Below are 20,159 nucleotides of genomic sequence, written 5' to 3'. Positions count from 1 at the left end.
AGCATGTCCAAAACCGCCAAAATTGTCATTATACTCATCTTCGTCATTGCGGTCGGCTGGGGAATCGGGAAGTATACGTCCCCTTCCGCTTCCCCGGAGAATGGAACCAATATAAACACAGGTGCAGATCTGGGAGCCGAGGGGCCGGATGCAGCGCCAGAAGCTTCGCCAGTGCCTACGGATCAGCCGGCTCCTGGAAGCTCCGGGAACAATGATGCGCAGATGGTGGTAGCCGAGCCGGAGAGCATCACGGTTATGGTTAATAAGCAGTACAGCCTGCCTGATCAGTATAAGCCTTCTGATCTGGTCTACCCGGATGTCCCTTTTATTTTCTCGGAAAAGATTGAGAAGCGCATGCTGCGGCGTGAAGCAGCTGCCGCGCTGGAGGAGATGTTCGCGGGGGCGAAGGAGGACGGGGTCTATCTGGCCGGTGTATCCGGCTACCGTTCCGAATCGACCCAGAGACGGCTGTACGATAACTATGTCGCCAGAGACGGCGAGGAGAAAGCCCAGACCTACAGCGCGATGCCCGGTCACAGCGAGCATCAGACGGGACTGGCCATTGACCTGTCCGGCAGAGACGGCAAGTGTGCGGCCGAGAGCTGTTTTGCAGGGACGAAGGAAGCAGAGTGGCTTGCCGCCCATGCCGCTGAATACGGCTATATTATCCGGTTCCTTGAGGGCAAGGAGGCCATTACCGGGTACAAGTACGAGCCTTGGCATGTCCGGTATGTAGGCAAGGAGATTGCCGCTTCCATCGCCGAAAGAGGGATCACACTCGAAGAATATTATGACGCCGTCCCGGTGTCGAATTAACCCCACACTATAATTAGGCGGTCCCGCGATTTGCGGGGCCGTTTGTGTGTCTGGGCGGGAGTAGCTCGTCACCAGTATCTGCCCTTCCATAAATGCGGCAAGATTTGAAGCTGCGTTCGTAGCGAAAAAACAGGGATAAGTGTATTCCGTGCAACTAAAAACGCTGAAACGGAAGGCTTTTTCCTCCTAACTGTAGTCTGTACAACTAAACTTGCCCGGATGGGCGAAAATTCAGGTATAGAGGTAGTTTAATTGCACGAAATACAGCTAAACATAGATTTGGAGGCACGTCCGGCGATTTAGTTGTACAGACTGCAATTAAGCGCTGGATCTCCACAATGAAGTGTGTTGTGACTCTAAATGGGCGCTATAGTAAGCGGTTGCAAATCTGAAGCTACAGAGAAGCATGCTAGGATGAGTAATGTATACACTCTGATGCTACTAGGTGCGCTAATGCCGGGTAATATACACTCTAATGCTACAAGGTGCGCTAATGCCGGGTAATGTACACTCTAATGCTACAAGGTGTGCTAATGTTGGGTAATATGTCCTGATGATGCGCGTCACAGGAAATAAGTGGATTCCATCCAACTGCTGCGGCGCAATTGAATCATCCACCGGCAGCAGTTGGATAATGAGCACTTAATTAATCAATATTCAGCAAAAGTACCCAAACGCCACCAACTAGCTGCTCTTTTTCCACTTGCTTCCTGCCAATCCTCTGAAACCGGGAAAATAAGATACGTTTATCCACTTACATGCTGCTGAAGCGGGCGGAGACTCGTTCGGGAACGGTGGTTCACCCCCGGGAACGCTGGTTAAGTAGTGGGAAACCGCACACTATGAAATGGGAGGCGTTTCTTGATGTCTGAACATAATCATGTGGTGAGTAAGGACGGCAGTGTGACCATGAACCGCGTAACGGAGGCGCTGGACCGGATTGACCCCGGGCAGAAGGAGATGATTCTGGACAACTTCGAGAATTTCAAGGTGTATTTAGGAAAGCGCATTCAACTGGCGCAAAAAATCGGTCTCAGCGACGAACAGCTGGCACTGGCCGCCGAGAAAATCGCCGGATATCTGGCAGCGTATGAGGAGCCCCGCAATAGTGAAGAGAAGCTGCTGCTGGAATTGTGGAAGGCCGGCAACAAGGAGGAGCGCCACCGGCTGGCGCATATGCTGGTGAAGATGGTGCAACAGTAAACAGATGTAGCACAAGCAACATGGCTCCCTGAAAAAATAACATGAACAGCATTGTTGCATTCCGTCCTATGAAAATCAATCAGGCGGTTCCGTGATCCTTGCGGAGCCGCCTGTTTCCTGTGCAAGTACCCTTTGACACATCGGCGGTGTGGAGGATATAATCATTTTAATATATGATCAAATATTCATATGTATTGGTATCTAACCATTCATCTATTCATTCACCCACCCATCCGACAAAGGAGCAGTGCCCAATGACCACCCTCAATCTCCTATCCCTGATCGTATTCTGTGCGTTCCTTGCCTCTTATGTGTTGAAGCTTATAATTCTCTACAGCAAGAACAATATCCAGGCCAATGTGCTGGGCAAAGGCGGCAAGAAGCTCACCGCCATTAAATCAACGGAATGGTTTGTCAAAATCGCTACGTTCCTGTGGGGCGCGGCCTGGTTCCTGATGTCTGTAGCGGAGCCGTATTTGGTGAATTTGCTTGGTCGGCATTATAATCTTCCGGTTGTGAATTACATCGGTGCGGGTATAGTTAGTATAGGGTGTGCAGTGTTCATCCTGGCCATGGCGACAATGAATACTTCCTGGAGAGTCGGGATTGATAAGTCCACCACGACCAGGCTGGTGACGCGCGGAGTGTACAAGTACAGCCGGAACGCCGCTTTTGTCGGCTTCGACCTGATGTTCGCCGGGTTATATCTGATGTATCCGAACTGGCTGACGCTGGTGATTCTAGTGTTAAATATTGTGGCTATTCATCTGCTGATTCTGCAGGAGGAGGAGCATCTGCGTCTGGTGTTCGGTGACGAATACAGGTCCTATAGCCGTAAGACGCCAAGATATCTCTGAAGCCGCGAAAATCCAACCCATTGGAGCTGCTCTCATATGAAATTAAGCATTCTCGATCAATCCCCGGTGCCGGAGGGAAGCATTCCGGCCGAAGCGCTCCGGCAGACGGCGCTGCTGGCCCGCGAAGCAGAGCGGCTCGGTTATCACCGCTTCTGGGTTGCGGAGCATCATGCTGCGCCGGGCCTCGCCAGCTCCAGCCCGGAAGTGCTGATGGCGCATCTCGCTGCGGTAACCTCAGCGATCCGCATCGGCTCGGGAGCGGTGCTGCTCCCGCATTACAGTGCGTTCAAGGTCGCTGAGAATTTTCGCGTCCTGGAGGCGCTCTATCCCGGGCGGATCGATCTCGGGATAGGGAGAGCGGCAGGCGGCGGTGCCCTGGCCGCCAAAGCACTACAGGATACCCGTGTGACTATTGACGACGTTGACCGGTACGAGCAGCAGATTCAGGAGCTGATAGCCTATCTCTATGAATTTGAGGGCGGAGCAGCCCCGCAGCGTTATGCCGGATTAAGGGCAACGCCTGCAGTGGACTCAGCGCCGGAAGTCTGGCTGCTGGGCTCAAGCCGGGAGAGTGCGGTGTTCTCGGCCCGGCTGGGTACCGGGTATGCCTTCGCCCGGTTCATTGCCGGGAATGGGGGAGCGGACGCGGTGCATGAGTACCAGGACAGCTTCGCGCCATCCGTGGCTGCTGCATCGCCGAAGCCGCTGCTTGCGGTGTTCGCCGTCTGTGCAGAGACATCGGCCGAAGCAGACCGGCTGGCTGCCAGTATGGATCTCTCACTGGTTAGCCTGGAGCGGGAAAACCTCTCTTCCCCGACCCCGTCCGTAGAGACTGCACTGAACTATACATATACCCCTTACGACCGTTTCACCATTACGGATAACCGGAAGCGGATGGTCATAGGCTCGCCTGCTGAAGTCAGGGAGCAGCTTCAGCTGCTGGCGGACGAATACCGCTGCGGGGAGCTGATGATTTCTTCGCATATCCATGAGTTCAAGGACAAGCTGCAATCCATCAGGCTCATCGCCGAAGCCTGCGGGCTGCAGCGCAGGGCGTAGCCTTTGCCGCCGGAATTTGGTTTTGGCTGCGAATAGGGTAGAATGAAGAGGTTAATTATATAGCCGAAAGGAAGCGAAGCAGAGATGTCGATTTATAGTTTTGCAGGAGTGACGCCTTCGGGTACAGAAGTGCCGTTCAAGGACTATGAGGGCAAGGTACTGCTGATCGCCAATACGGCCAGCAAGTGCGGACTGACCCCGCAATACGGAGATTTGCAGAAGCTGTACGAGCAGTACGGGGACCAGGGGCTGGTGGTGCTGGGCTTTCCATGCAACCAGTTCGCCGGTCAGGAGCCGGGCACAAGCGAGGAAGCGGAGTCCTTTTGCCAGATTAACTATGGGGTTACGTTCCCGGTGTTCGCCAAGGTCGATGTGAATGGTCCGGAGGCGAGCCTGCTGTTTCAATATTTGAAGGGCCAGCAGCCGGGTGACGGCGAGAGCAGTGATATCCAGTGGAACTTCACGAAGTTCCTGGTGGACCGCAGCGGCAATGTAGTGGCCCGTGTCGAGCCTAAGGAATCACCGGAGAGCATGAAGGGACTTATCGAATCCATGCTTTGAACTTCCACACCCTTAAAAGGGCGGGATTCTTAGCTAGTTAGCGGGCGCATACGTTTCCGCTTTGCCCTACTGCTAAGTTAAGGGCGAGTTCATTCGCCCATCCTAGATCAGAGCGTATAGCTATCTAGGCTGGCAGACTGTTACCATCTGCCACAGGTTGACGCATGATGTTGATGGCACCGACCCGATCTCGATGTGCTGTATACCCGCAGTCGCACTGATACGTTCGATCCTTTGCTTTGTTCCGCTCTCCACAAGAGGGACAGGTTTGCGAGGTGTATGCCGGATTCACTTCAACCACTTGGATTCCAGCGAGTGCCGCCTTATATCCAATGAACATTTGCAACTGATAGAACGACCAATGATGCAGATTTTTAGCGTTTTTACGACTTGTTCTTGTCGTCTTACGGATATTCTTCAGCTTCTCTAGCTTGATGACAGATACCCTTTCTTGAATCGCCATATTTACGATCTGGCGGCTAATTTTGTGATTCTGATCTTTCATAAAACGACTTTCCTTGTCGTTCTGTTTGCGGATCGCTGATAGCTTTTTAAGCTTTCCTAATTTGCGGCGATAGCTATGGTACTTACGGCGAACAAACTTGTTTTGACGTCCATTTCCACAAAATTTGGTCTTTCCGCTAGAGGTTACGACAACAGCAGGTACTTTCAAGCCTAAATCAATCCCCATCACTTCATGACCATCGGCTGGCTCAGTGGGGCGTTCGATTGAAATTTGAACAAACCATTTCGCTGATTTTTGAACCACTCGCAGAAGTCCAAGTTTCCCATTCGAAAGCATGTCACGCTCCCGATCCGAAAGAAGCACAGGAACCACCAGACGTTGTACTTTTCTTTCCAGCATCACTGGAAAAGAAATGTGGTTGCCCCAAATCGTATAATTTTGATTGTTAACGTAATACAATCTCTTTTGGAGAAGAGGTCGCTTCTTCGTTTTCTTAAACCGCTGAAATAGGCTTTTGGCGTCTCGAATCACTTGATTCTTTACGGCAGAGGGTAGATTGGCATGAATGGTTTTTGAAGTTATTTTGGGAAACGTTCCAGACCGTTCGGCTTGCTCCGTTAATTCGTTGACGGTTCGAATGTATTCGTTGCCCATATCCACCAATACAGACGGATGGGTTGGAAAAATGCGGATTTGAATCGTTACGGTTTGCAGGGTTTCACCCCCTCTTTTTTTGTTCTTCAACATATTGTTTGATCGTTTTGCTTGAAACGTTCCCTGCGGTACTGACCAAGTAGGAACGAGTCCAGAGGGAAGGCAAGTGGTTCAAGTGCTTAAATTGTTCACGGAGGCACCGGGAAGTGAAGTGATTCTTTTCAGTTTCGCCATAAGTTCTGCGGGAGAATCGGTGGGCAGTACGTTTAGAAAAATATACACATGATCAGGCTTACTTCCATTGCGAGTAGCTGCCAATCCTGTTCGGCACATATCTCTATAACGATTTGCTTAAACTGAATCACCACTTGATCGACTAGCACTTTACGTCTGTATCTAGGGCAAAAAAACAAAATGATAGTTAATGAATGATACGGTTGTTTTGGTATTTCTGTAGGATTGTCTCATACCTAAATTGTAGCATTTAAACAATTTAACTACTACAAGAACACGCGCTCATTTAGTACAATTTTTACAACATAAGGATGTTCCTTGATTAAAGAAGATTCAACCCACCCCTAAAGGAGTGGGCTTTCTCGACCAACTTCTTTAATGAAGTCGAAATCATCCGCTCTGAAGGCTGGAGCCAGGCTATACGTGTTCTCCCGGATAGTGGTGCAGATGCGCCCGGTCCGGGAGTTTTCTATAATGTATGAAAATTATCCTTGAATCTTTTCAGAGACCCTGTATTCTTTGAAGAGAAATGCTTCGCCTGACTACATGAATCGCATACAGGAAGCAAGGATGCAGGATAATAACGGCAGGAGGGTTACATAACGGCATGAGGTTAATTACAGAGGTAGCATCGGCAGCGGGGATCAAGGAGGAGCATCTGGAACTGTACGGCAAATACAAAAGCAAGCTGTCGCCCTCGCTCTGGACAGAGCTGAAGCACAAACCGGACGGCAAGCTGGTTCTGGTGACCGCGATGAATCCTACACCGGCAGGTGAGGGCAAGACGCTGACGACCATCGGGCTCGCCCAAGCGATGAATGCAGCGGGTGTACGCACGGTAGCAGCGCTGCGTGAACCTTCGCTCGGTCCCTGTCTGGGAATGAAGGGCGGAGCGACCGGAGGCGGCAAGGCGCAGATCGTTCCGGCAGATGAGATTAACCTGCATTTCACAGGGGATATCCATGCGGTGAGCGCAGCGCATAACCTGCTCTCGGCGATGATCGACAATCATATGTTCCAGGGCAACAGTCTGGGGCTTGATCCGCAGCGGATCGTCTGGAAAAGGGTTATGGATATGAATGACCGCAGCCTGCGGAATATCGTGACCGGCATTGGCGACGGCAACGGAACTGTGCGGGAGAGCGGCTTCCAGATTACAACAGCCTCCGAGATTATGGCTGTGCTCTGCCTGTGCAGCGATCTTGCGGATCTGAAGCAGCGCCTCAGCCGCATTCTGGTCGGGTATGACCATGCGGGCCAGCCTGTAACGGCACAGGCGATTGGAGCCGTGGAGGCGATGACTGCGCTGCTGAAGGAGGCGGTGAAGCCGAATCTGGTGCAGACGCTGGAAGGAACCCCGGTCATTGTGCATGGCGGCCCGTTCGCCAATATTGCCCACGGCTGCAGCAGTGTGATAGGAACCCGCTACGCGCTGAAGCTAGGCGATGTGGTGGTGACGGAGGCAGGCTTCGGCGCAGATCTGGGCGCGGAGAAGTTCATGGACATCAAATGCCGCCAGGCCGGGCTGGCTCCTGCGGCTGCTGTCCTGGTGGTGACGGTGAAGTCGCTGAAATACAACGGCGGCGTCCGCAAGGAGGAGCTGTATGAGGGCAACCGTCCGGCGCTGCTCTCCGGATTGTCCAATATGGTGCGGCATATTGAGAACCTGCGCAAGTTCGGTGTGCCTGTGCTGGTGGCGCTGAATCATTTTGAAGGGGATGCTCCTGCTGAAGTAAATGAGGTGCTGGAAGCCTGCGGGCGGCTGGGTGTACCTGCTGCAGTATCCAAGGTATGGGCGGAGGGAAGCGCGGGCGGACAGGTGCTGGCGAAGGAGCTGATGAAGCTGTTGGAACGGGAAGAGCCTGTGAATTATGCGCCGCTGTATGAAGACCAACTGGATATCCCGTCCAAAATCAACCGCATCGTCACGGAGATCTACCGTGGCGCGGGAGTAGCCTTCTCTCCGGCAGCCAAGCGCAGTCTTGCTGTCATTGACCGGCTGGGTCTGCACCATCTTCAAGTCTGCATGGCCAAAACCCCGTATTCCTTCTCGGATCAGCCCCGGCTGCTCGGCGCACCGGAAGGCTTCACTATGGGCGTCCGGGACATCACCCTGTCCCTCGGGGCGGGATTCGCTGTAGTGATTACGGGGAACATGGTCACGATGCCGGGTCTCCCCGCCAAGCCCGCAGCAGAAGGCCTGCTGGTCGATGAGGATGGCGTAATCTCGGGTCTGGAATAAGACAGCATCAGCTAATGGTTGTAGTTTGGCCTCACTTTACCGCAGATATGCTGCGGAGGGTGAGGCTATTTTGTATGCCAAAACAAACATGTCTTTCAAGGCACAACCCCAGCATGAAAATGAGCAGCGCGCCTAAAAACAGAACGATCACAATTGGACCGGGTGCGCCACGTAAGCCGAATGTAATCGAAAAACCGATCACAATTGGACCGGGTGCGCCGCGTAGGCCAAATGTAATCGAAAAACCGATCACAATTGGACCGGGCGCGCCGCGTAGGCCAAATGTAATCGAAAAACCGATCACAATTGGACCGGGAGCGCCGCGTAGGCCAAATGTAATCGAAAAACCGATCACAATGGGACCGGGAACGCCGCGTAGGCCAAATGTAATCGAAAAACCGATCACAATTGGACCATGGGTGCGCCGCATAAGCCAAATGTAATCGAAAAACCGATCACAATGGGACCGGGCACGTCGCGTAGGCCAAATTTTCTCCTGCTGTTTCCTGCTCCTGGCAGACATAATGCCCCTCCTCCGGGGGAAACTAAGCCAAGGTTGAAGAGGGAATCGGCGGCACAAGTGGAGTGGGTGATGTGGTGAAACTCCAAAGTGATTAAAATTTGAAATTGTGAACAATGTGAGAAAAATCACAATAACTCTTGCAATGTGATAAATATCACAATATAATCAGTGTATAAAGTGAAAACAATCACAAACGAATAGTTTTATAAACAAAGTCACGAGCTCACAAGCCCTACTAAATAAGCTTTTCAACTTGGAGGAGGAAGAAATCATGAAAGTAGCAGTTATTGGATGTACCCACGCTGGAACGGCCGCCATTGTAAATACCGCACAGTTATACCCGGATGCCCAGATTACGGTGTACGAGCGCAACGATAATATCTCATTCCTGTCTTGCGGCATTGCCTTATACGTTGGCGGTGTGGTCAAGGACCCGCAGGGACTATTCTATTCCTCCCCGGAACAGCTGGCTGCGCTGGGTGTGCAGACGAAGATGCGCCATGAGGTAATCAACATTGATACCGCCCGCAAAACCTTGAAAGCCCGCAACCTCGTGACCGGCGAGGAAATGGAAGATACTTATGACAAATTGATTATGACAACAGGCTCATGGCCGATTGTGCCTAAGCTTGAAGGAATAGAGATGGAGGGCATCCTGCTCTCGAAGAACTACAATCACTCCAACACCATTATCGAAGAAGCGCAGAAGGTGAAAAGAATTACTGTGGTCGGTGCCGGATATATCGGGGTCGAGCTGGTGGAGGCTTTTCAGATGAATGGCAAGGAAGTTACGCTGATTGATGGGGAAGACCGCATCCTGAGCAAATATCTCGATGAAGAGTTCACCGCACCGATCCAGCAGTCGCTTGAGGATCACGGCATTAAGCTGGCGCTGGGCGAGAAGGTCGCCTCCTTCACTGGTGAGAACGGAAGAGTGACCAAGGTGATTACGAGCAAGGGTGAACATGAGACCGATCTGGTGATTCTCTGCATCGGCTTCCGTCCGAATACCGAGTTGCTGAAGGGTCAAGTGGATATGCTGCCGAACGGCGCGATTATGGTTAACGATTATATGCAGACCAGCCTGCCGGATGTCTATGCTGCCGGTGACAGCTGTGCGATTCATTACAATCCGACGGGTAAACACGCGTATATCCCGCTGGCCACCAACGCAGTGCGTATGGGAACGCTGGTTGCCCGCAATCTGGTCTCGAACACGATCCCTTACATGGGTACGCAAGGAACGTCGGGTATCAAGATCTACGAGGACAATATTGCCGGAACCGGACTGACTGAAGAGGCTGCCAAGGCTGAAGGGATGGATGCGGAAAGTGTCATGCTGATCGACAACTACCGTCCGGAGTTCATGCCAACCTTTGAGCAGGTTCAGGTAAAAGTGGTCTTTGACCGTGCCACCCGCCGCATTCTGGGCGCGCAGATTATGTCCAAGATGGATCTGACGCAGTCGATCAATACCGTATCGGTCTGCATCCAGAATAAGATGACTGTAGACCAGCTTGGCTTCATCGACTTCTTCTTCCAGCCGCATTACAACAAGCCTTGGAACTTCCTGAACACCGCAGGCCTCCAGGCTCTGCCGAAACTTGCTGCAGTCAAAGAGCCAGTACACGCATAATTGTAAAATATAAAATGTTCTGCCGGAGCCCATTCAGGGCTCTTTTTTTGATGCGGCAATAGACAAGGAGAGCTGCCTCTCAAGTCAACTTCGACTTGTTGAGGCAGCTCAACTTTAACGATACGTGTCGATTACGATTGATTGCGATACCCGGAGATTATATTCTTGACGGCGATAGGATTGCTGTCTGTGGGTCCAATCTCAATAGCAGGCAGGGCCGTTGCGTTTGCGGTTGTCAGATCAATCGGGCGAATCGCTCTTGATTCTCCCACATAAGCCTTAGTGTCGGAGAAGAATGCCAGATCGCCGACAGAAGTAAGCGGAACGAACCGGGTCTGGGCGCGTGTAGTGTTGAAGATTTGCAGACCTCCCGTCGGTAAAGAAGTTGGTTGAATTGTGACCCCAATATACACTTGCCTACGCGAAAGCCGGATTTTATCCTGGCCTTTATAACTGGTGACATCTGGAAGGGCATTGCCATATATGGTTCCCATCCAATCAGCGTACAGGTCATTAAATAGTTTCAGATAGCCTCTATCGTTTTCCGTGGTGCAAAACAATAATTTGTTGTCCAGGTAGACGCCGGATACCGTGTTATCCAGCAAACTTGAGGTCGTAGGCTCGCCTTGTACATCACCGTCATAAAAACAGAGCATACCGGTCTTTCCAAGAGCGATTAGCGAATACCCCTCCGGGTGGACGACCAGTGGATTGTGTGCCGTGTCAAAGGTGAGCTGAAATTGGGACCCGTATGGATGAACGCTGTCATCCTCAATGGATATGGCGGCGACATAATCTCTTCCATCGGCAACCTTACAGGCTACATACATATAGGAGCTATTCTCATTGCTCGCCAAGGCGAAAGGCCGGCCTGGACCGACATCCACATTTTTCAAAACCGTATTCGTAGGAGAATCAATAATCGTAACGTTCTTATCTCCATAATTCGCCACATAGGCTTTCTTGCCATTCGAAGCAACCAAGACTGCAACGGGACGGGCAGGATTGGAGCTCATATTGCCCACGGGAACCGTATTGAGAATGCTATGGGATCTCGTATCAATAATGGAGAGTGAACCGATGCGGGTATTCGCTACGAATAGCTTCTTCTCGTCGGGGTCCATAGCCATAGCGCCAGGGTTAGCACCTACCTGAATCCGCTTGATGATCCGATCTTCTGCAGGATCAATAACAGCGACATAGCCATGTTGATAGTCAATTTCATAAGTCACGTAGACATAAGGATCGCGTGAGGGTAATTTCCTGTTGCTTGCTTCTGCCTTGTTTAAATTCATGGATTAATCCCCTTTCCTGGTGTTGAACCGGATGGACTTCCCGGACCCGGAGGACCGGCTGGCCAGATGGGCAGGCGCACCAGATGGAATACGGATGCCGCATTTGGAAGTCTGCTGTAGGGTATGTATGAATTCTCCAGCCCGACTAGCATAATGTCCTGCCAGATTGTCAAAAAGGGCGGAAATAACGAAGAATAATAGAATCCCACGAGGAAAGCCCATAGGAAAGAACTGCCTCTTTAGGGGAGACATCCGTTTTCTCTTTGTACCGCAGCACCAGCTTTTATGGTAAATTTGACATGTCAGTGAAAACTTTCACGTGGTTTTTATGATAGTGACTTTTATCACGTAAATGTGATTGGGATCACGTTACAATGGCATAAAGGAACAAATTTTAAGTAATTAGAAGGGGATAGGAATCATGGCTTATAACAAACCGCAGGGAATCGCTGAAGTCACGGTAGAGAACGGAGTGAAGAAGGCACATAATCCGCTCAGCACTGTACTCATTCTTGGTTTCTTGGGAGGAGCGTTTATCGCGCTCGGATTTTTGCTGGATATTCGTGTCATTGCAGGTGCGCCTGCCGAGTGGGGGTCCATTGCCAACTTTATCGGAGCAGCCGTATTCCCGGTCGGACTGATCCTGGTGCTGCTTGCCGGAGGGGAACTGCTGACAGGGAATATGATGGCGGTGCCGCTGGCGTTCATTGCGAAGAAGATTTCGTTCTGGGAAGTCATTAAGAACCTCGTGCTGATCACACTCAGCAACCTGGCGGGTGCCTTATTCGTCGCTTATTTCTTCGGTCACATCGTTGGTCTTACATCAGATGGCGTGTATCTGGAGAAGCTGGTAAGTATGGCGGAGCATAAGATCGATGCTACGTTCCTGCAGGCTTTTATCTCCGGGATCGGCTGTAACTGGCTCGTAGCGCTGGCGGTATGGCTGTCGTACGGGGCAGACAATTTCAGCGGCAAAATCCTCGGTATCTGGTTCCCGACCATGGCGTTTGTAGCCATCGGCTTCCAGCACGTTGTAGCTAACATGTTCCTTATCCCTGCTGCGATCTTCGAAGGACATTTCACCTGGGGCCAGTATGTGGCCAACTTCGTTCCGGTCTGGCTGGGCAATCTGACGGGCGGCGCAATCTTCGTGGCTGCGGCATACTGGATGGCTTATCTGCGCAAGGAGCCGGGTGCTGTGAGCCCAGCCGCAGGCGTACCTGCTGCTGGATTGAAGAAACACGCTTAATGAATACGGACCTGACCCGGTGAATCACATCGCCGGACTGTAACATAGCTCGGCCTAGCACTTCCTGCTTCTCGGCACCCTGCTTCAAGGGATTCGCAGAGACAGGGAGTGTTTTTGTATCGGGTACAGCAGGATCATCCTCCGGACAAAACAAAATTCACCGTGCAATCCGATTCGGGGGAACGAAATCGGATCTCACGGTGAATAAAATAGGGAGTGTTTCATATGGATCATTACCCCGGCTTCCGGGGAACGAATCAGTGCGGGCGAGGTATTTTTCTTTACGTGTGAAAGAGCGGGTTATAGAATATTAATATCGCTGGCGGCGGTGAAGACAGGATTGATTTTCAATAGGATAATTCCCTGGTTTCCCGCGATACAGCATTAACGCGTATGCTTGCCCCGCCCCCTGTTTTAGGATGATACTGGATGGATTAATGACAGCTATGTTACAGGGGATGACAGACAAGATATGAGATTCATGCAGGCCTATCCGAAGGAAATTAAAGTATTCTTGATTGCCAGTCTTATTAATGCTACCGGCAGTGCGCTGATGTGGCCGCTGGTTACGATGTATGTATTCGATGAACTGGGACGCAGTATGAAGGACGCGGGAATTGTGCTGCTGGTGCAGTCACTCGGCGGGATTGCCGGTCAGCTGCTGGGCGGTTCGTTGTATCATAAGGTAGGAGTGAACCGCCTGATTGTCGGCGCATTAGCGATGAATGCCTTGACGCTGTTTGCCCTCCCGTGGGCGAGCGGAAGCTGGAGCGTATTCATAATCGTCATGGGTCTGATGGGATTGTTCAACTCCCTCTCCCTCCCGGCGATCCAGGCCTTTATCGGTTTCCGGTTCGCGGAGCAGCGCGCAGAGCTGTTCAATATCATCTATGTTGCCAATAATATAGGGGTAGCCCTCGGAACCGCGCTGAGCGGCTTCCTGGGCAATTATATGCTTAGCTTTGTGCTCAACGGGGTGACCTCGGCCGTATTTGCCGGATTCTTCTTCGTCTATCTGCGTAAGGTAGGGACGGCACCGGCTCATAGCACAGTATCGAAAAAGCAACCGCAGCATGAATTATCGGGCTGGAGACTCCTCGGCCATATACGGATCTATCTGTTCATGGCGGTGGGCTCGATGTTCCTGCTGATCGGCAATTCGATCTGGAACAGCGGAGTCTCGCCGTTCATTATCTCGGAAGGCTGGTCGAAGCAGCTATACGGCTTCCTCTGGACGCTGAACGGCGTGCTGATCTTCGCGGCGCAGCCGCTGGTCAGCCTGATCAAGCGCGGGTTCGCGCAGACGTCAACCGCGCAGATGACAGCAAGCGCCGTCTTTTACCTGGGCGGGTATGCTGTAATTCTGTTTATGCCAAGCTATCCGGGGATGCTGCTGGGTATGGTGCTGGCTACCCTTGGGGAGATGCTGATCTCTCCGGCGATGCCTTCCTTCATCTCGGAGCATGCCCAGCGCAGCGCGCCGTTCTATCTCGGACTGAGTGGCGGAATTGGCGCAATCGGCCGTGTCATCGGGCCTTATCTGATGGGTGTTCAGTTCGACAGGGGCGGTCTTGCGCCAACCGGCTGGCTCGCTTGTGGAATGGCTGTGCTGTCCGTAGGATTCTTCGCGCTACACGCCTACATGAACCGTTCCGCTGTACAGCTTGAGCGCAGGACTGCATAATCGTTCATGCTGCAACTAATATTTTTACTAACTGCTTAGTAAGGCAAGGGGTGTATAATAATGCAACCAATTAACAGAGATGCTGCACTGCTTATCCGGCCCTCTGAAATCAAGGATGCCCGTGAGCTGATCGTGCTCGATAATATGATCTGGACGGAGAATACGACCCCGGGTCCGCTGATGTGGCGCTCGCGGGAGGACTATCTGCTGCATGCGCCGCCCGGCTCCCAGCTTGTGGCCTTGCAGGACGGGGAGCTATGCGGTTATGTCGGCTTCGGCTGTCCCAGCGGGATGGAGAGCAACCGCCATGTATGCGAGGTGAATATCGCTGTGCACCCGCGCTTTCAGCGGCTGGGTGTAGGCAGCCGATTGATCGCGGAGATCAAGCGCCATGCTGCGAAGCATGGCATCCGCAAGCTGCGGCTGCGTGTGCTCTCCTGCAATACACCGGCGCTTCAGTTCTACCGCAAATGCGGATTCGAGGAAGAGGGACGGCTGCGGGAGGAATTCTACTTAAGCGGACGTTATGTGGATGAAGTATTCATGAGCTGTAGGCTGACGGGAGGAGAAGGGGATGGAGAGTGAAGTGAAGATGCAAGTCGTCTCGCTTAATGTAGGCAAGCCGAAGACGGTAGAGTACCGCGGTAAGCCGCTGGATACCGGAATCTACAAGCTGCCGGTAGCCGGTCCGCTTGCGCTTCGGGTGGGTGGGTTCACCGGAGACGGGCAAGCGGATCTGGTCAATCATGGAGGCCCTGACAAGGCAGTCTGCGTCTATCCGGTGGAGCATTATGCCCACTGGGAGGAGCGGCTTGGCCGTAAGCTGGAGGTTTCCGCCTTCGGCGAGAATATCACGGCGCGCGGACTGCTGGAGACTGAGGTGTGCATCGGGGATGTGTTTGAGATCGGTACAGCACTGCTGGAGGTGAGCCAGCCGCGCTTCCCGTGCTTCAAGCTCACGCAGAAGCATGGACCTGCGGATATGCCGGCCCAGGTGCTGTCCACCGGTTACAGCGGCTTCTACCTTCGCGTGCTGCGTGAAGGCAGCCTTGCGGCCGGGGACCGGATTACCAAGCTTGCGGGCGGAGCAGGCCGTATCCCGGTGAGGCAGGTTCTGTACTCGATGGAGCATGGGCGCAAGGACCATACGGGCCTTGCGGAGCTGGCCGGACTGGAGAGCCTTGCGGCCGGCCTCCGGGAGCGGTTCCAGAGATGGCTGGATGCGGCGGAGGGCTAGGACGCTCGTCCCTCTCCACCTCGCGTGCACATGCCACTCCGCCCAGCCCTTCAAGCAAATAACCGCAAATAATTGGAACAAGTCCAGCTAAAATAGTTAGTTTCAGCCCAGCAGCTTCCATTCGCTGCGCAGCAGGCCGTACACTGCATGGTTCACATAACCGCCAGGCAGCTTCTCCGCCTGGCGGATGACCCCTTCGAAGATAAATCCCAGCCGTTCGGGGATCGCTCTGCTGGCCAGGTTGCCTGTAGCGCAGCGAATCTCGATGCGGTTGAGCTCCAGCTCCAGCAGGGCGTAATCGACAAAGACCCGGCAGGCGCTGGTCATATAGCCTTGTCCCTCATAGCCTTCGCCCAGCCAGTAGCCGATGCCGACCGAGCGGTTATGCCAGTCAATCTCGTGATAGCCGATAATTCCGGCCAATTCCTCCCGGACCCACAGCCCGGCGGTGAACCCGCCGTTATCAATGCCTTGCTTCACGGAGTTCTTAATGAACGTGGTGAGATGGGCCTGTTCGGTTACGCCGTCCACCCAAGGCAGCCACTGCCTGAGCCGGTGGCGGGAGCGTTCCACCAGAGCGAACATCTGACGGGCATGCTCCGGCATGAGCAGCTTCAGCTTCAGCTCTTCATCTATGACATAATTAAACATGCGGCTGCCCCCTATACGTTATGAGATATAACCCACGCTGAACTAACGCTTCCTCCACTCCAAGGCGTAGATGTCTTCCTCCAGAGCCTGCATGCGCTGGAGGGTAAGTGTGCGGCAGTCGCTAAGCGCCCCGTTATAGATCGCCGGTCCCAGCTCCTTCAGGAAGAACTCCAGCAGATTGTCTGCGGCCAGGTGGCCGATCGTTTCCCCGCGCTCCGCCTCGAAGTAGGCACGGATATTGTCCGTAATCATATCGCGCTGCTCTTTAGGCAGTTTTACCGGTTGCATAAGCATCCCCCTTGTCTTAATATTCCTATATTTATCATGCTACTCCATCGCCGGGAGAGAAGTCAAAGGATGCGGGGGCTGCTCAACTTTTATTGAACATTCCCGGCTTAACGGGTATATTAGTAGGAAACATGTTCATACAAGGAAGTAGTTATATTACAGAATGAAAGGTTGATCAATGTGGAGAACCAGGGTACACCCTCCAATTTCATTAAGAACGTCATTACCGAAGATCTCCGCTCGGGTAAGGTTAAGGAAGTCGTCACCCGCTTTCCGCCGGAGCCGAACGGTTATTTACATATCGGACATGCCAAGGCGATCTGGATTAACTTCACGCTGGCGGATGAGTTCGGCGGCAAGACCCATCTGAGATTCGATGATACGAATCCGCTCAAGGAAGATACCGAGTACGTCAATTCCATCCAGGAGGATGTGAAATGGCTCGGGTATGAATGGGAGGAGCTGCGGTTCGCCTCGGATTATTTCGGGGAGATGTATGCGCGGGCCGAGCTGCTGATCAAGAAGGGCAAGGCCTATGTCGATGATCTCAGCGCCGAGCAGATCCGTGAATTCCGGGGAACCCTGACGGAGCCGGGGCAGAACAGCCCTTACCGCGAGCGCGGGGTAGAAGAGAACCTGGATCTGTTCCACCGCATGAAGGCGGGAGAATTCAAGGACGGCGAGAAGGTTCTGCGCGCCAAAATTGACATGTCCTCTCCTAACATCAATCTGCGTGACCCGGTCATTTACCGGATATCCCACTCCCATCACCATAATACGGGCGACGCATGGTGCATTTATCCGATGTATACCTTCGCACATCCGCTGGAGGATGCCATTGAGCATGTCACCCATTCCCTCTGTTCCCTGGAGTTCGAGGACCAGCGCCCGTTCTATGACTGGGTTGTCGCGGAATGTGACATGGAGGCTGCACCTCACCAATATGAATTCGGACGCCTTAATCTGGCCCAGACCGTTACGAGCAAGCGCAAGCTGAAGCTGCTGGTCGATGAAGGCCATGTGGACGGCTGGGATGATCCCCGCATGCCGACCATCTCCGGGCTGCGCCGCCGCGGCTATACGCCGGAGGCCATCCGCAGCTTCGTGCATGAGACTGGTATCTCCAAGAGCCAGGGGCTCGTGGACCTGCAGATGCTGGAGCACTTCATCCGTGAAGATCTCAAGCTGACGGTTCCCCGGACGATGTCTGTGCTGCGGCCGCTGAAGGTGGTTATTACGAATTATCCTGAAGGCGAAACCGAATACTTCGAAATTGAGAACAATGTGGAGAACCCGGAGATGGGCAACCGCCAGATTCCGTTCTCCCGTGAGATCTATATTGAACGCGATGACTTCATGGAGATTCCGCCGAATAAGTATTTCCGCTTGTTCCCCGGCAATGAAGTGCGTCTCAAGAATGCTTATTTCATCAAGTGCAACGACTTCATCAAGGACGAGAACGGCGAAGTGGTGGAGCTGCACTGTACCTACGATCCTGAGACGAAGAGCGGCAGCGGCTTCACCGGCCGCAAGGTTAAGGGAACGCTGCACTGGGTAGATGCAGGACAGGCTGTACCGGCGGAATTCCGCCTCTATGAGCCGCTGATCTCTGCCGAAGAGGCGGAGACGGATGCTGAAGTAGAAGGTCTGGAAGCTTCCGCTGACAAGCCGGAGCCAACCTTCCTGGATCAGCTGAATCCGAAGTCCATCGAGATCCTGCAGGGCTTCGTGGAGCCTGGGCTGAAGGACAGTGTGGCGCAGGACAAGTTCCAGTTCTTCCGTCACGGGTACTTCAACGTAGACAGCAAGTATTCGTCGCCGGAGCATCTGGTGTTCAATCTGATTGTATCCCTCAAAAGCTCCTTCCAGCCCAAGAAAGGCTAGAAGAGCTGCATATAAGCAAACAGGCTTGGTCTCCCGCCGGGAGGCCAAGCCTGTTTGCTATATCCAAATATAAGATTTATAGGTTTTACGCTACAAATTATCCTTCTATTTCTCGCTGAAACGGTACCGTCCTTTTAAAGGACGGCAAAGCCGTTTCCACCTGTGCGCATTCCTAGTCTTCCGCCAGCTCGTCCTCGGGATCGGCCGGAGGGCGGTAGCTGCCGCGAATGACAGTGAGCCACATCATTCCGAAGCCGATCGCCCCGAACAGGGCAAGAAGCGCACCGGATTGATACATCGTCTGCGCGCCGAGGGTCTGATACATCCAGCCGCCGAGAACGCCCCCAAGAATGCCGGAGATTCCGCTCCAGGTGAGCGTGTAGAGAGCCTGTCCTGAGGAACGGTAGGGCCTTGGCACCAGCAGCATGGTCAGCTGGGTTCCGACATAGAAGAAGCCGCCGAAGGTAATGGAGTGCAGCACCTGAATAAGTGCGACCTGCAGCGGAGTCGTTGCATCGGCCATCAGCCACCACCGCAGGAAGAACAGCGCGCTGACCAGCGTGAGCGAGGCCAGCAGGACCGGAATTTTGCGCCGGAGAACGATATTGCACAGGAGCAGCACACCCATCTCCAGGATGGAGGACAGGAATACAGCGAGACCGATCATGGTCTTGCTTCCGCCCAGCTCCGTGATGTACAGTGACACAAAGGTGTTATTCATCGTATTCGGGATCGAGACCAGGATGCCGAAGAGGATGAAGCACAGGAAGAACGGGTTATGGAAGATCTGGCTCATGCCTTTAAAGGGCAAGGGGGCGATTCCGATCGAATGGTCCAGCTTCGGCAGGGTGATCAGTGCAATCATCGCCGCACAGAGCAGGGACGCAAACAGATAGGACAGCACAGAGATGCCGGCCCATTCAATCACGGGACCGGCAAGGATGGCGGTGAAAGCCCAGCCTAGTGATCCCCATAGCCGGAAAGAGCCAAAGCTGCGGCTGGTTCCGTCAATATAGCTGAGAATCATCGTGTTGCTCTGGGCGAACAAGGGCCCCTGGAAGAAATAGAAGAACAGAATGGATATGTAGATCATTTCATATGTATTCGCCTGAAAGACAAGTTGGGTCAAGACCAGCGTTCCCGTCAGCATGACGAGGACAATCCGCCGGATATTCTGATACCGGTCACTCCAGATGCCCCAGAAGGGGTTGGCAATAATGGAGACCAGTGCGCCTACAGACATCAGGCTCCCAATCTCCAGCTTATTCATCCCCACATCCTGCAGATATAAGGGAAAGAAGCTGGTGAAGAGGACAACCGTTCCATATACGAAGAAGTTGAACCATTTCAGAGAGGTGAAAGACAGCTGCTTATCGAGATGATCCCGCAAACGTTGCACTCCTTTCCCGCTAGGATGCCTTGCATTCTTGCTGTGGCCGCCTTATTATGCCGCTGATATCACTGTAACATTTGTTGAAAAGGGATACAAACCAACTTTTATGGGGAATTACAAATCAATGGCAAAATATCTGTTTAACTTCAGTTTACATAGGCCAGTTATTCTGGGTTCTAAGGCGGAAGCGGGGCCCCACTGCTCCAACCATCTATCTGCCGGAAAAG

At 52.9% G+C, this 20,159-nt stretch carries 18 protein-coding genes and 1 pseudogene; 12 read left to right on the top strand and 7 right to left on the bottom strand.

Annotated features, from left to right (window positions below):
* Positions 1-3 precede the first annotated feature (3 nt).
* From MKX51_RS29185 to MKX51_RS29165, 5 genes are all read left to right on the top strand, one after another.
* Entirely contained in the window at positions 4-816 is an 813-nt protein-coding gene (locus tag MKX51_RS29185) for a M15 family metallopeptidase (RefSeq protein ID WP_340994781.1), read from the top strand.
* An 864-nt stretch (positions 817-1,680) separates the two neighbouring features.
* Positions 1,681-2,019 (top strand): DUF3243 domain-containing protein, encoded by a 339-nt coding sequence (locus MKX51_RS29180; protein ID WP_340994780.1) that lies wholly within the window; start codon positions 1,681-1,683, stop codon positions 2,017-2,019.
* Positions 2,020-2,273: 254 nt separating this feature from the next.
* Positions 2,274-2,876, top strand: a complete 603-nt coding sequence (locus tag MKX51_RS29175) for a methyltransferase family protein (protein WP_340994779.1) — start codon at positions 2,274-2,276, stop codon at positions 2,874-2,876.
* 36 nt (positions 2,877-2,912) lie between these two features.
* Positions 2,913-3,935: an LLM class flavin-dependent oxidoreductase gene (locus MKX51_RS29170; protein WP_340994778.1), complete on the top strand. Its 1,023-nt coding sequence runs from the start codon at positions 2,913-2,915 to the stop codon at positions 3,933-3,935.
* A gap of 84 nt (positions 3,936-4,019) precedes the next feature.
* Entirely contained in the window at positions 4,020-4,496 is a 477-nt protein-coding gene (locus tag MKX51_RS29165) for a glutathione peroxidase (protein WP_340994777.1), read from the top strand.
* A 124-nt stretch (positions 4,497-4,620) separates the two neighbouring features.
* On the opposite strand, the gene MKX51_RS29160 is transcribed toward MKX51_RS29165, so the two are convergent.
* Positions 4,621-5,709 carry an RNA-guided endonuclease InsQ/TnpB family protein gene (locus tag MKX51_RS29160; RefSeq protein WP_340994776.1) on the bottom strand — a complete coding sequence of 363 codons (1,089 nt, stop codon included), beginning with the start codon at positions 5,707-5,709 and terminating at the stop codon, positions 4,621-4,623.
* Positions 5,681-6,084: pseudogene (tnpA, locus tag MKX51_RS29155) on the bottom strand (IS200/IS605 family transposase). The gene MKX51_RS29160 and the pseudogene tnpA overlap by 29 nt, the downstream one beginning before the upstream one ends.
* Before the next feature lie 373 nt (positions 6,085-6,457).
* Here tnpA and MKX51_RS29150 point away from each other — a divergent pair.
* A complete protein-coding gene (locus MKX51_RS29150) occupies positions 6,458-8,092 on the top strand; it encodes a formate--tetrahydrofolate ligase (protein WP_340994775.1) in 1,635 nt (544 codons plus the stop codon).
* A 31-nt stretch (positions 8,093-8,123) separates the two neighbouring features.
* Here the strand turns inward: MKX51_RS29150 and MKX51_RS29145 are convergent, their stop codons facing one another.
* Positions 8,124-8,615 carry a hypothetical protein gene (locus MKX51_RS29145; protein WP_340994774.1) on the bottom strand — a complete coding sequence of 164 codons (492 nt, stop codon included), beginning with the start codon at positions 8,613-8,615 and terminating at the stop codon, positions 8,124-8,126.
* A gap of 271 nt (positions 8,616-8,886) precedes the next feature.
* On the opposite strand from MKX51_RS29145, the gene MKX51_RS29140 reads away from it, so the two are divergent.
* Positions 8,887-10,251 carry an FAD-dependent oxidoreductase gene (locus tag MKX51_RS29140; protein ID WP_340994773.1) on the top strand — a complete coding sequence of 455 codons (1,365 nt, stop codon included), beginning with the start codon at positions 8,887-8,889 and terminating at the stop codon, positions 10,249-10,251.
* A gap of 131 nt (positions 10,252-10,382) precedes the next feature.
* Here the strand turns inward: MKX51_RS29140 and MKX51_RS29135 are convergent, their stop codons facing one another.
* A complete protein-coding gene (locus MKX51_RS29135) occupies positions 10,383-11,546 on the bottom strand; it encodes a YncE family protein (RefSeq protein ID WP_340946481.1) in 1,164 nt (387 codons plus the stop codon).
* 421 nt (positions 11,547-11,967) lie between these two features.
* Between MKX51_RS29135 and MKX51_RS29130 the strand changes: the two genes are divergently transcribed.
* The 4 genes from MKX51_RS29130 to MKX51_RS29115 all read left to right on the top strand — a co-directional run bounded on the left by MKX51_RS29130 (position 11,968) and on the right by MKX51_RS29115 (position 15,716).
* The gene (locus MKX51_RS29130; protein ID WP_076080893.1) at positions 11,968-12,795 is read left to right on the top strand and encodes a formate/nitrite transporter family protein; all 828 of its coding nucleotides are present in this window, start codon (positions 11,968-11,970) and stop codon (positions 12,793-12,795) included.
* Positions 12,796-13,267: 472 nt separating this feature from the next.
* On the top strand, positions 13,268-14,479 hold the full coding sequence (locus tag MKX51_RS29125; protein ID WP_076080891.1) for an MFS transporter: 1,212 nt from the start codon (positions 13,268-13,270) through the stop codon (positions 14,477-14,479).
* A 60-nt stretch (positions 14,480-14,539) separates the two neighbouring features.
* The gene (locus MKX51_RS29120) at positions 14,540-15,064 is read left to right on the top strand and encodes a GNAT family N-acetyltransferase (RefSeq protein WP_076080889.1); all 525 of its coding nucleotides are present in this window, start codon (positions 14,540-14,542) and stop codon (positions 15,062-15,064) included.
* On the top strand, positions 15,054-15,716 hold the full coding sequence (locus tag MKX51_RS29115) for an MOSC domain-containing protein (protein WP_340946485.1): 663 nt from the start codon (positions 15,054-15,056) through the stop codon (positions 15,714-15,716). The genes MKX51_RS29120 and MKX51_RS29115 overlap by 11 nt, the downstream gene beginning before the upstream one ends.
* Before the next feature lie 102 nt (positions 15,717-15,818).
* On the opposite strand, the gene MKX51_RS29110 is transcribed toward MKX51_RS29115, so the two are convergent.
* Complete coding sequence (locus tag MKX51_RS29110; protein ID WP_340994772.1) at positions 15,819-16,367, bottom strand: GNAT family N-acetyltransferase; 549 nt, start codon at positions 16,365-16,367, stop codon at positions 15,819-15,821.
* 42 nt (positions 16,368-16,409) lie between these two features.
* Entirely contained in the window at positions 16,410-16,655 is a 246-nt protein-coding gene (locus MKX51_RS29105; protein ID WP_340994770.1) for a DUF2164 domain-containing protein, read from the bottom strand.
* A gap of 180 nt (positions 16,656-16,835) precedes the next feature.
* Here MKX51_RS29105 and MKX51_RS29100 point away from each other — a divergent pair, with 180 nt between their 5' ends.
* Complete coding sequence (locus MKX51_RS29100; RefSeq protein WP_076080992.1) at positions 16,836-18,539, top strand: glutamine--tRNA ligase/YqeY domain fusion protein; 1,704 nt, start codon at positions 16,836-16,838, stop codon at positions 18,537-18,539.
* 172 nt (positions 18,540-18,711) lie between these two features.
* Here MKX51_RS29100 and MKX51_RS29095 read toward each other — a convergent pair whose 3' ends face one another.
* Positions 18,712-19,929, bottom strand: a complete 1,218-nt coding sequence (locus MKX51_RS29095) for an MFS transporter (RefSeq protein ID WP_340946488.1) — start codon at positions 19,927-19,929, stop codon at positions 18,712-18,714.
* Positions 19,930-20,159 lie beyond the last annotated feature (230 nt).

This window comes from Paenibacillus sp. FSL M7-0420 (assembly GCF_038002345.1).
GTDB lineage: Bacteria > Bacillota > Bacilli > Paenibacillales > Paenibacillaceae > Paenibacillus_AQ.
The sequence above is the reverse complement of the archived record's forward strand: the minus strand, read 5'-3'. Positions and strand labels throughout refer to the sequence as shown.

Excerpts from the sequence above, each read along its gene's own strand:
- MKX51_RS29185 (WP_340994781.1), top strand. The coding sequence starts at position 4 with ATGTCCAAAACCGCCAAAATTGTCATTATACTCATCTTCGTCATTGCG.
- MKX51_RS29180 (WP_340994780.1), top strand. The coding sequence starts at position 1,681 with ATGTCTGAACATAATCATGTGGTGAGTAAGGACGGCAGTGTGACCATG.
- MKX51_RS29175 (WP_340994779.1), top strand. The coding sequence starts at position 2,274 with ATGACCACCCTCAATCTCCTATCCCTGATCGTATTCTGTGCGTTCCTT.
- MKX51_RS29170 (WP_340994778.1), top strand. The coding sequence starts at position 2,913 with ATGAAATTAAGCATTCTCGATCAATCCCCGGTGCCGGAGGGAAGCATT.
- MKX51_RS29165 (WP_340994777.1), top strand. The coding sequence starts at position 4,020 with ATGTCGATTTATAGTTTTGCAGGAGTGACGCCTTCGGGTACAGAAGTG.
- MKX51_RS29160 (WP_340994776.1), bottom strand. The coding sequence starts at position 5,709 with ATGTTGAAGAACAAAAAAAGAGGGGGTGAAACCCTGCAAACCGTAACG.
- MKX51_RS29150 (WP_340994775.1), top strand. The coding sequence starts at position 6,458 with ATGAGGTTAATTACAGAGGTAGCATCGGCAGCGGGGATCAAGGAGGAG.
- MKX51_RS29145 (WP_340994774.1), bottom strand. The coding sequence starts at position 8,615 with ATGTCTGCCAGGAGCAGGAAACAGCAGGAGAAAATTTGGCCTACGCGA.
- MKX51_RS29140 (WP_340994773.1), top strand. The coding sequence starts at position 8,887 with ATGAAAGTAGCAGTTATTGGATGTACCCACGCTGGAACGGCCGCCATT.
- MKX51_RS29135 (WP_340946481.1), bottom strand. The coding sequence starts at position 11,546 with ATGAATTTAAACAAGGCAGAAGCAAGCAACAGGAAATTACCCTCACGC.
- MKX51_RS29130 (WP_076080893.1), top strand. The coding sequence starts at position 11,968 with ATGGCTTATAACAAACCGCAGGGAATCGCTGAAGTCACGGTAGAGAAC.
- MKX51_RS29125 (WP_076080891.1), top strand. The coding sequence starts at position 13,268 with ATGAGATTCATGCAGGCCTATCCGAAGGAAATTAAAGTATTCTTGATT.
- MKX51_RS29120 (WP_076080889.1), top strand. The coding sequence starts at position 14,540 with ATGCAACCAATTAACAGAGATGCTGCACTGCTTATCCGGCCCTCTGAA.
- MKX51_RS29115 (WP_340946485.1), top strand. The coding sequence starts at position 15,054 with ATGGAGAGTGAAGTGAAGATGCAAGTCGTCTCGCTTAATGTAGGCAAG.
- MKX51_RS29110 (WP_340994772.1), bottom strand. The coding sequence starts at position 16,367 with ATGTTTAATTATGTCATAGATGAAGAGCTGAAGCTGAAGCTGCTCATG.
- MKX51_RS29105 (WP_340994770.1), bottom strand. The coding sequence starts at position 16,655 with ATGCAACCGGTAAAACTGCCTAAAGAGCAGCGCGATATGATTACGGAC.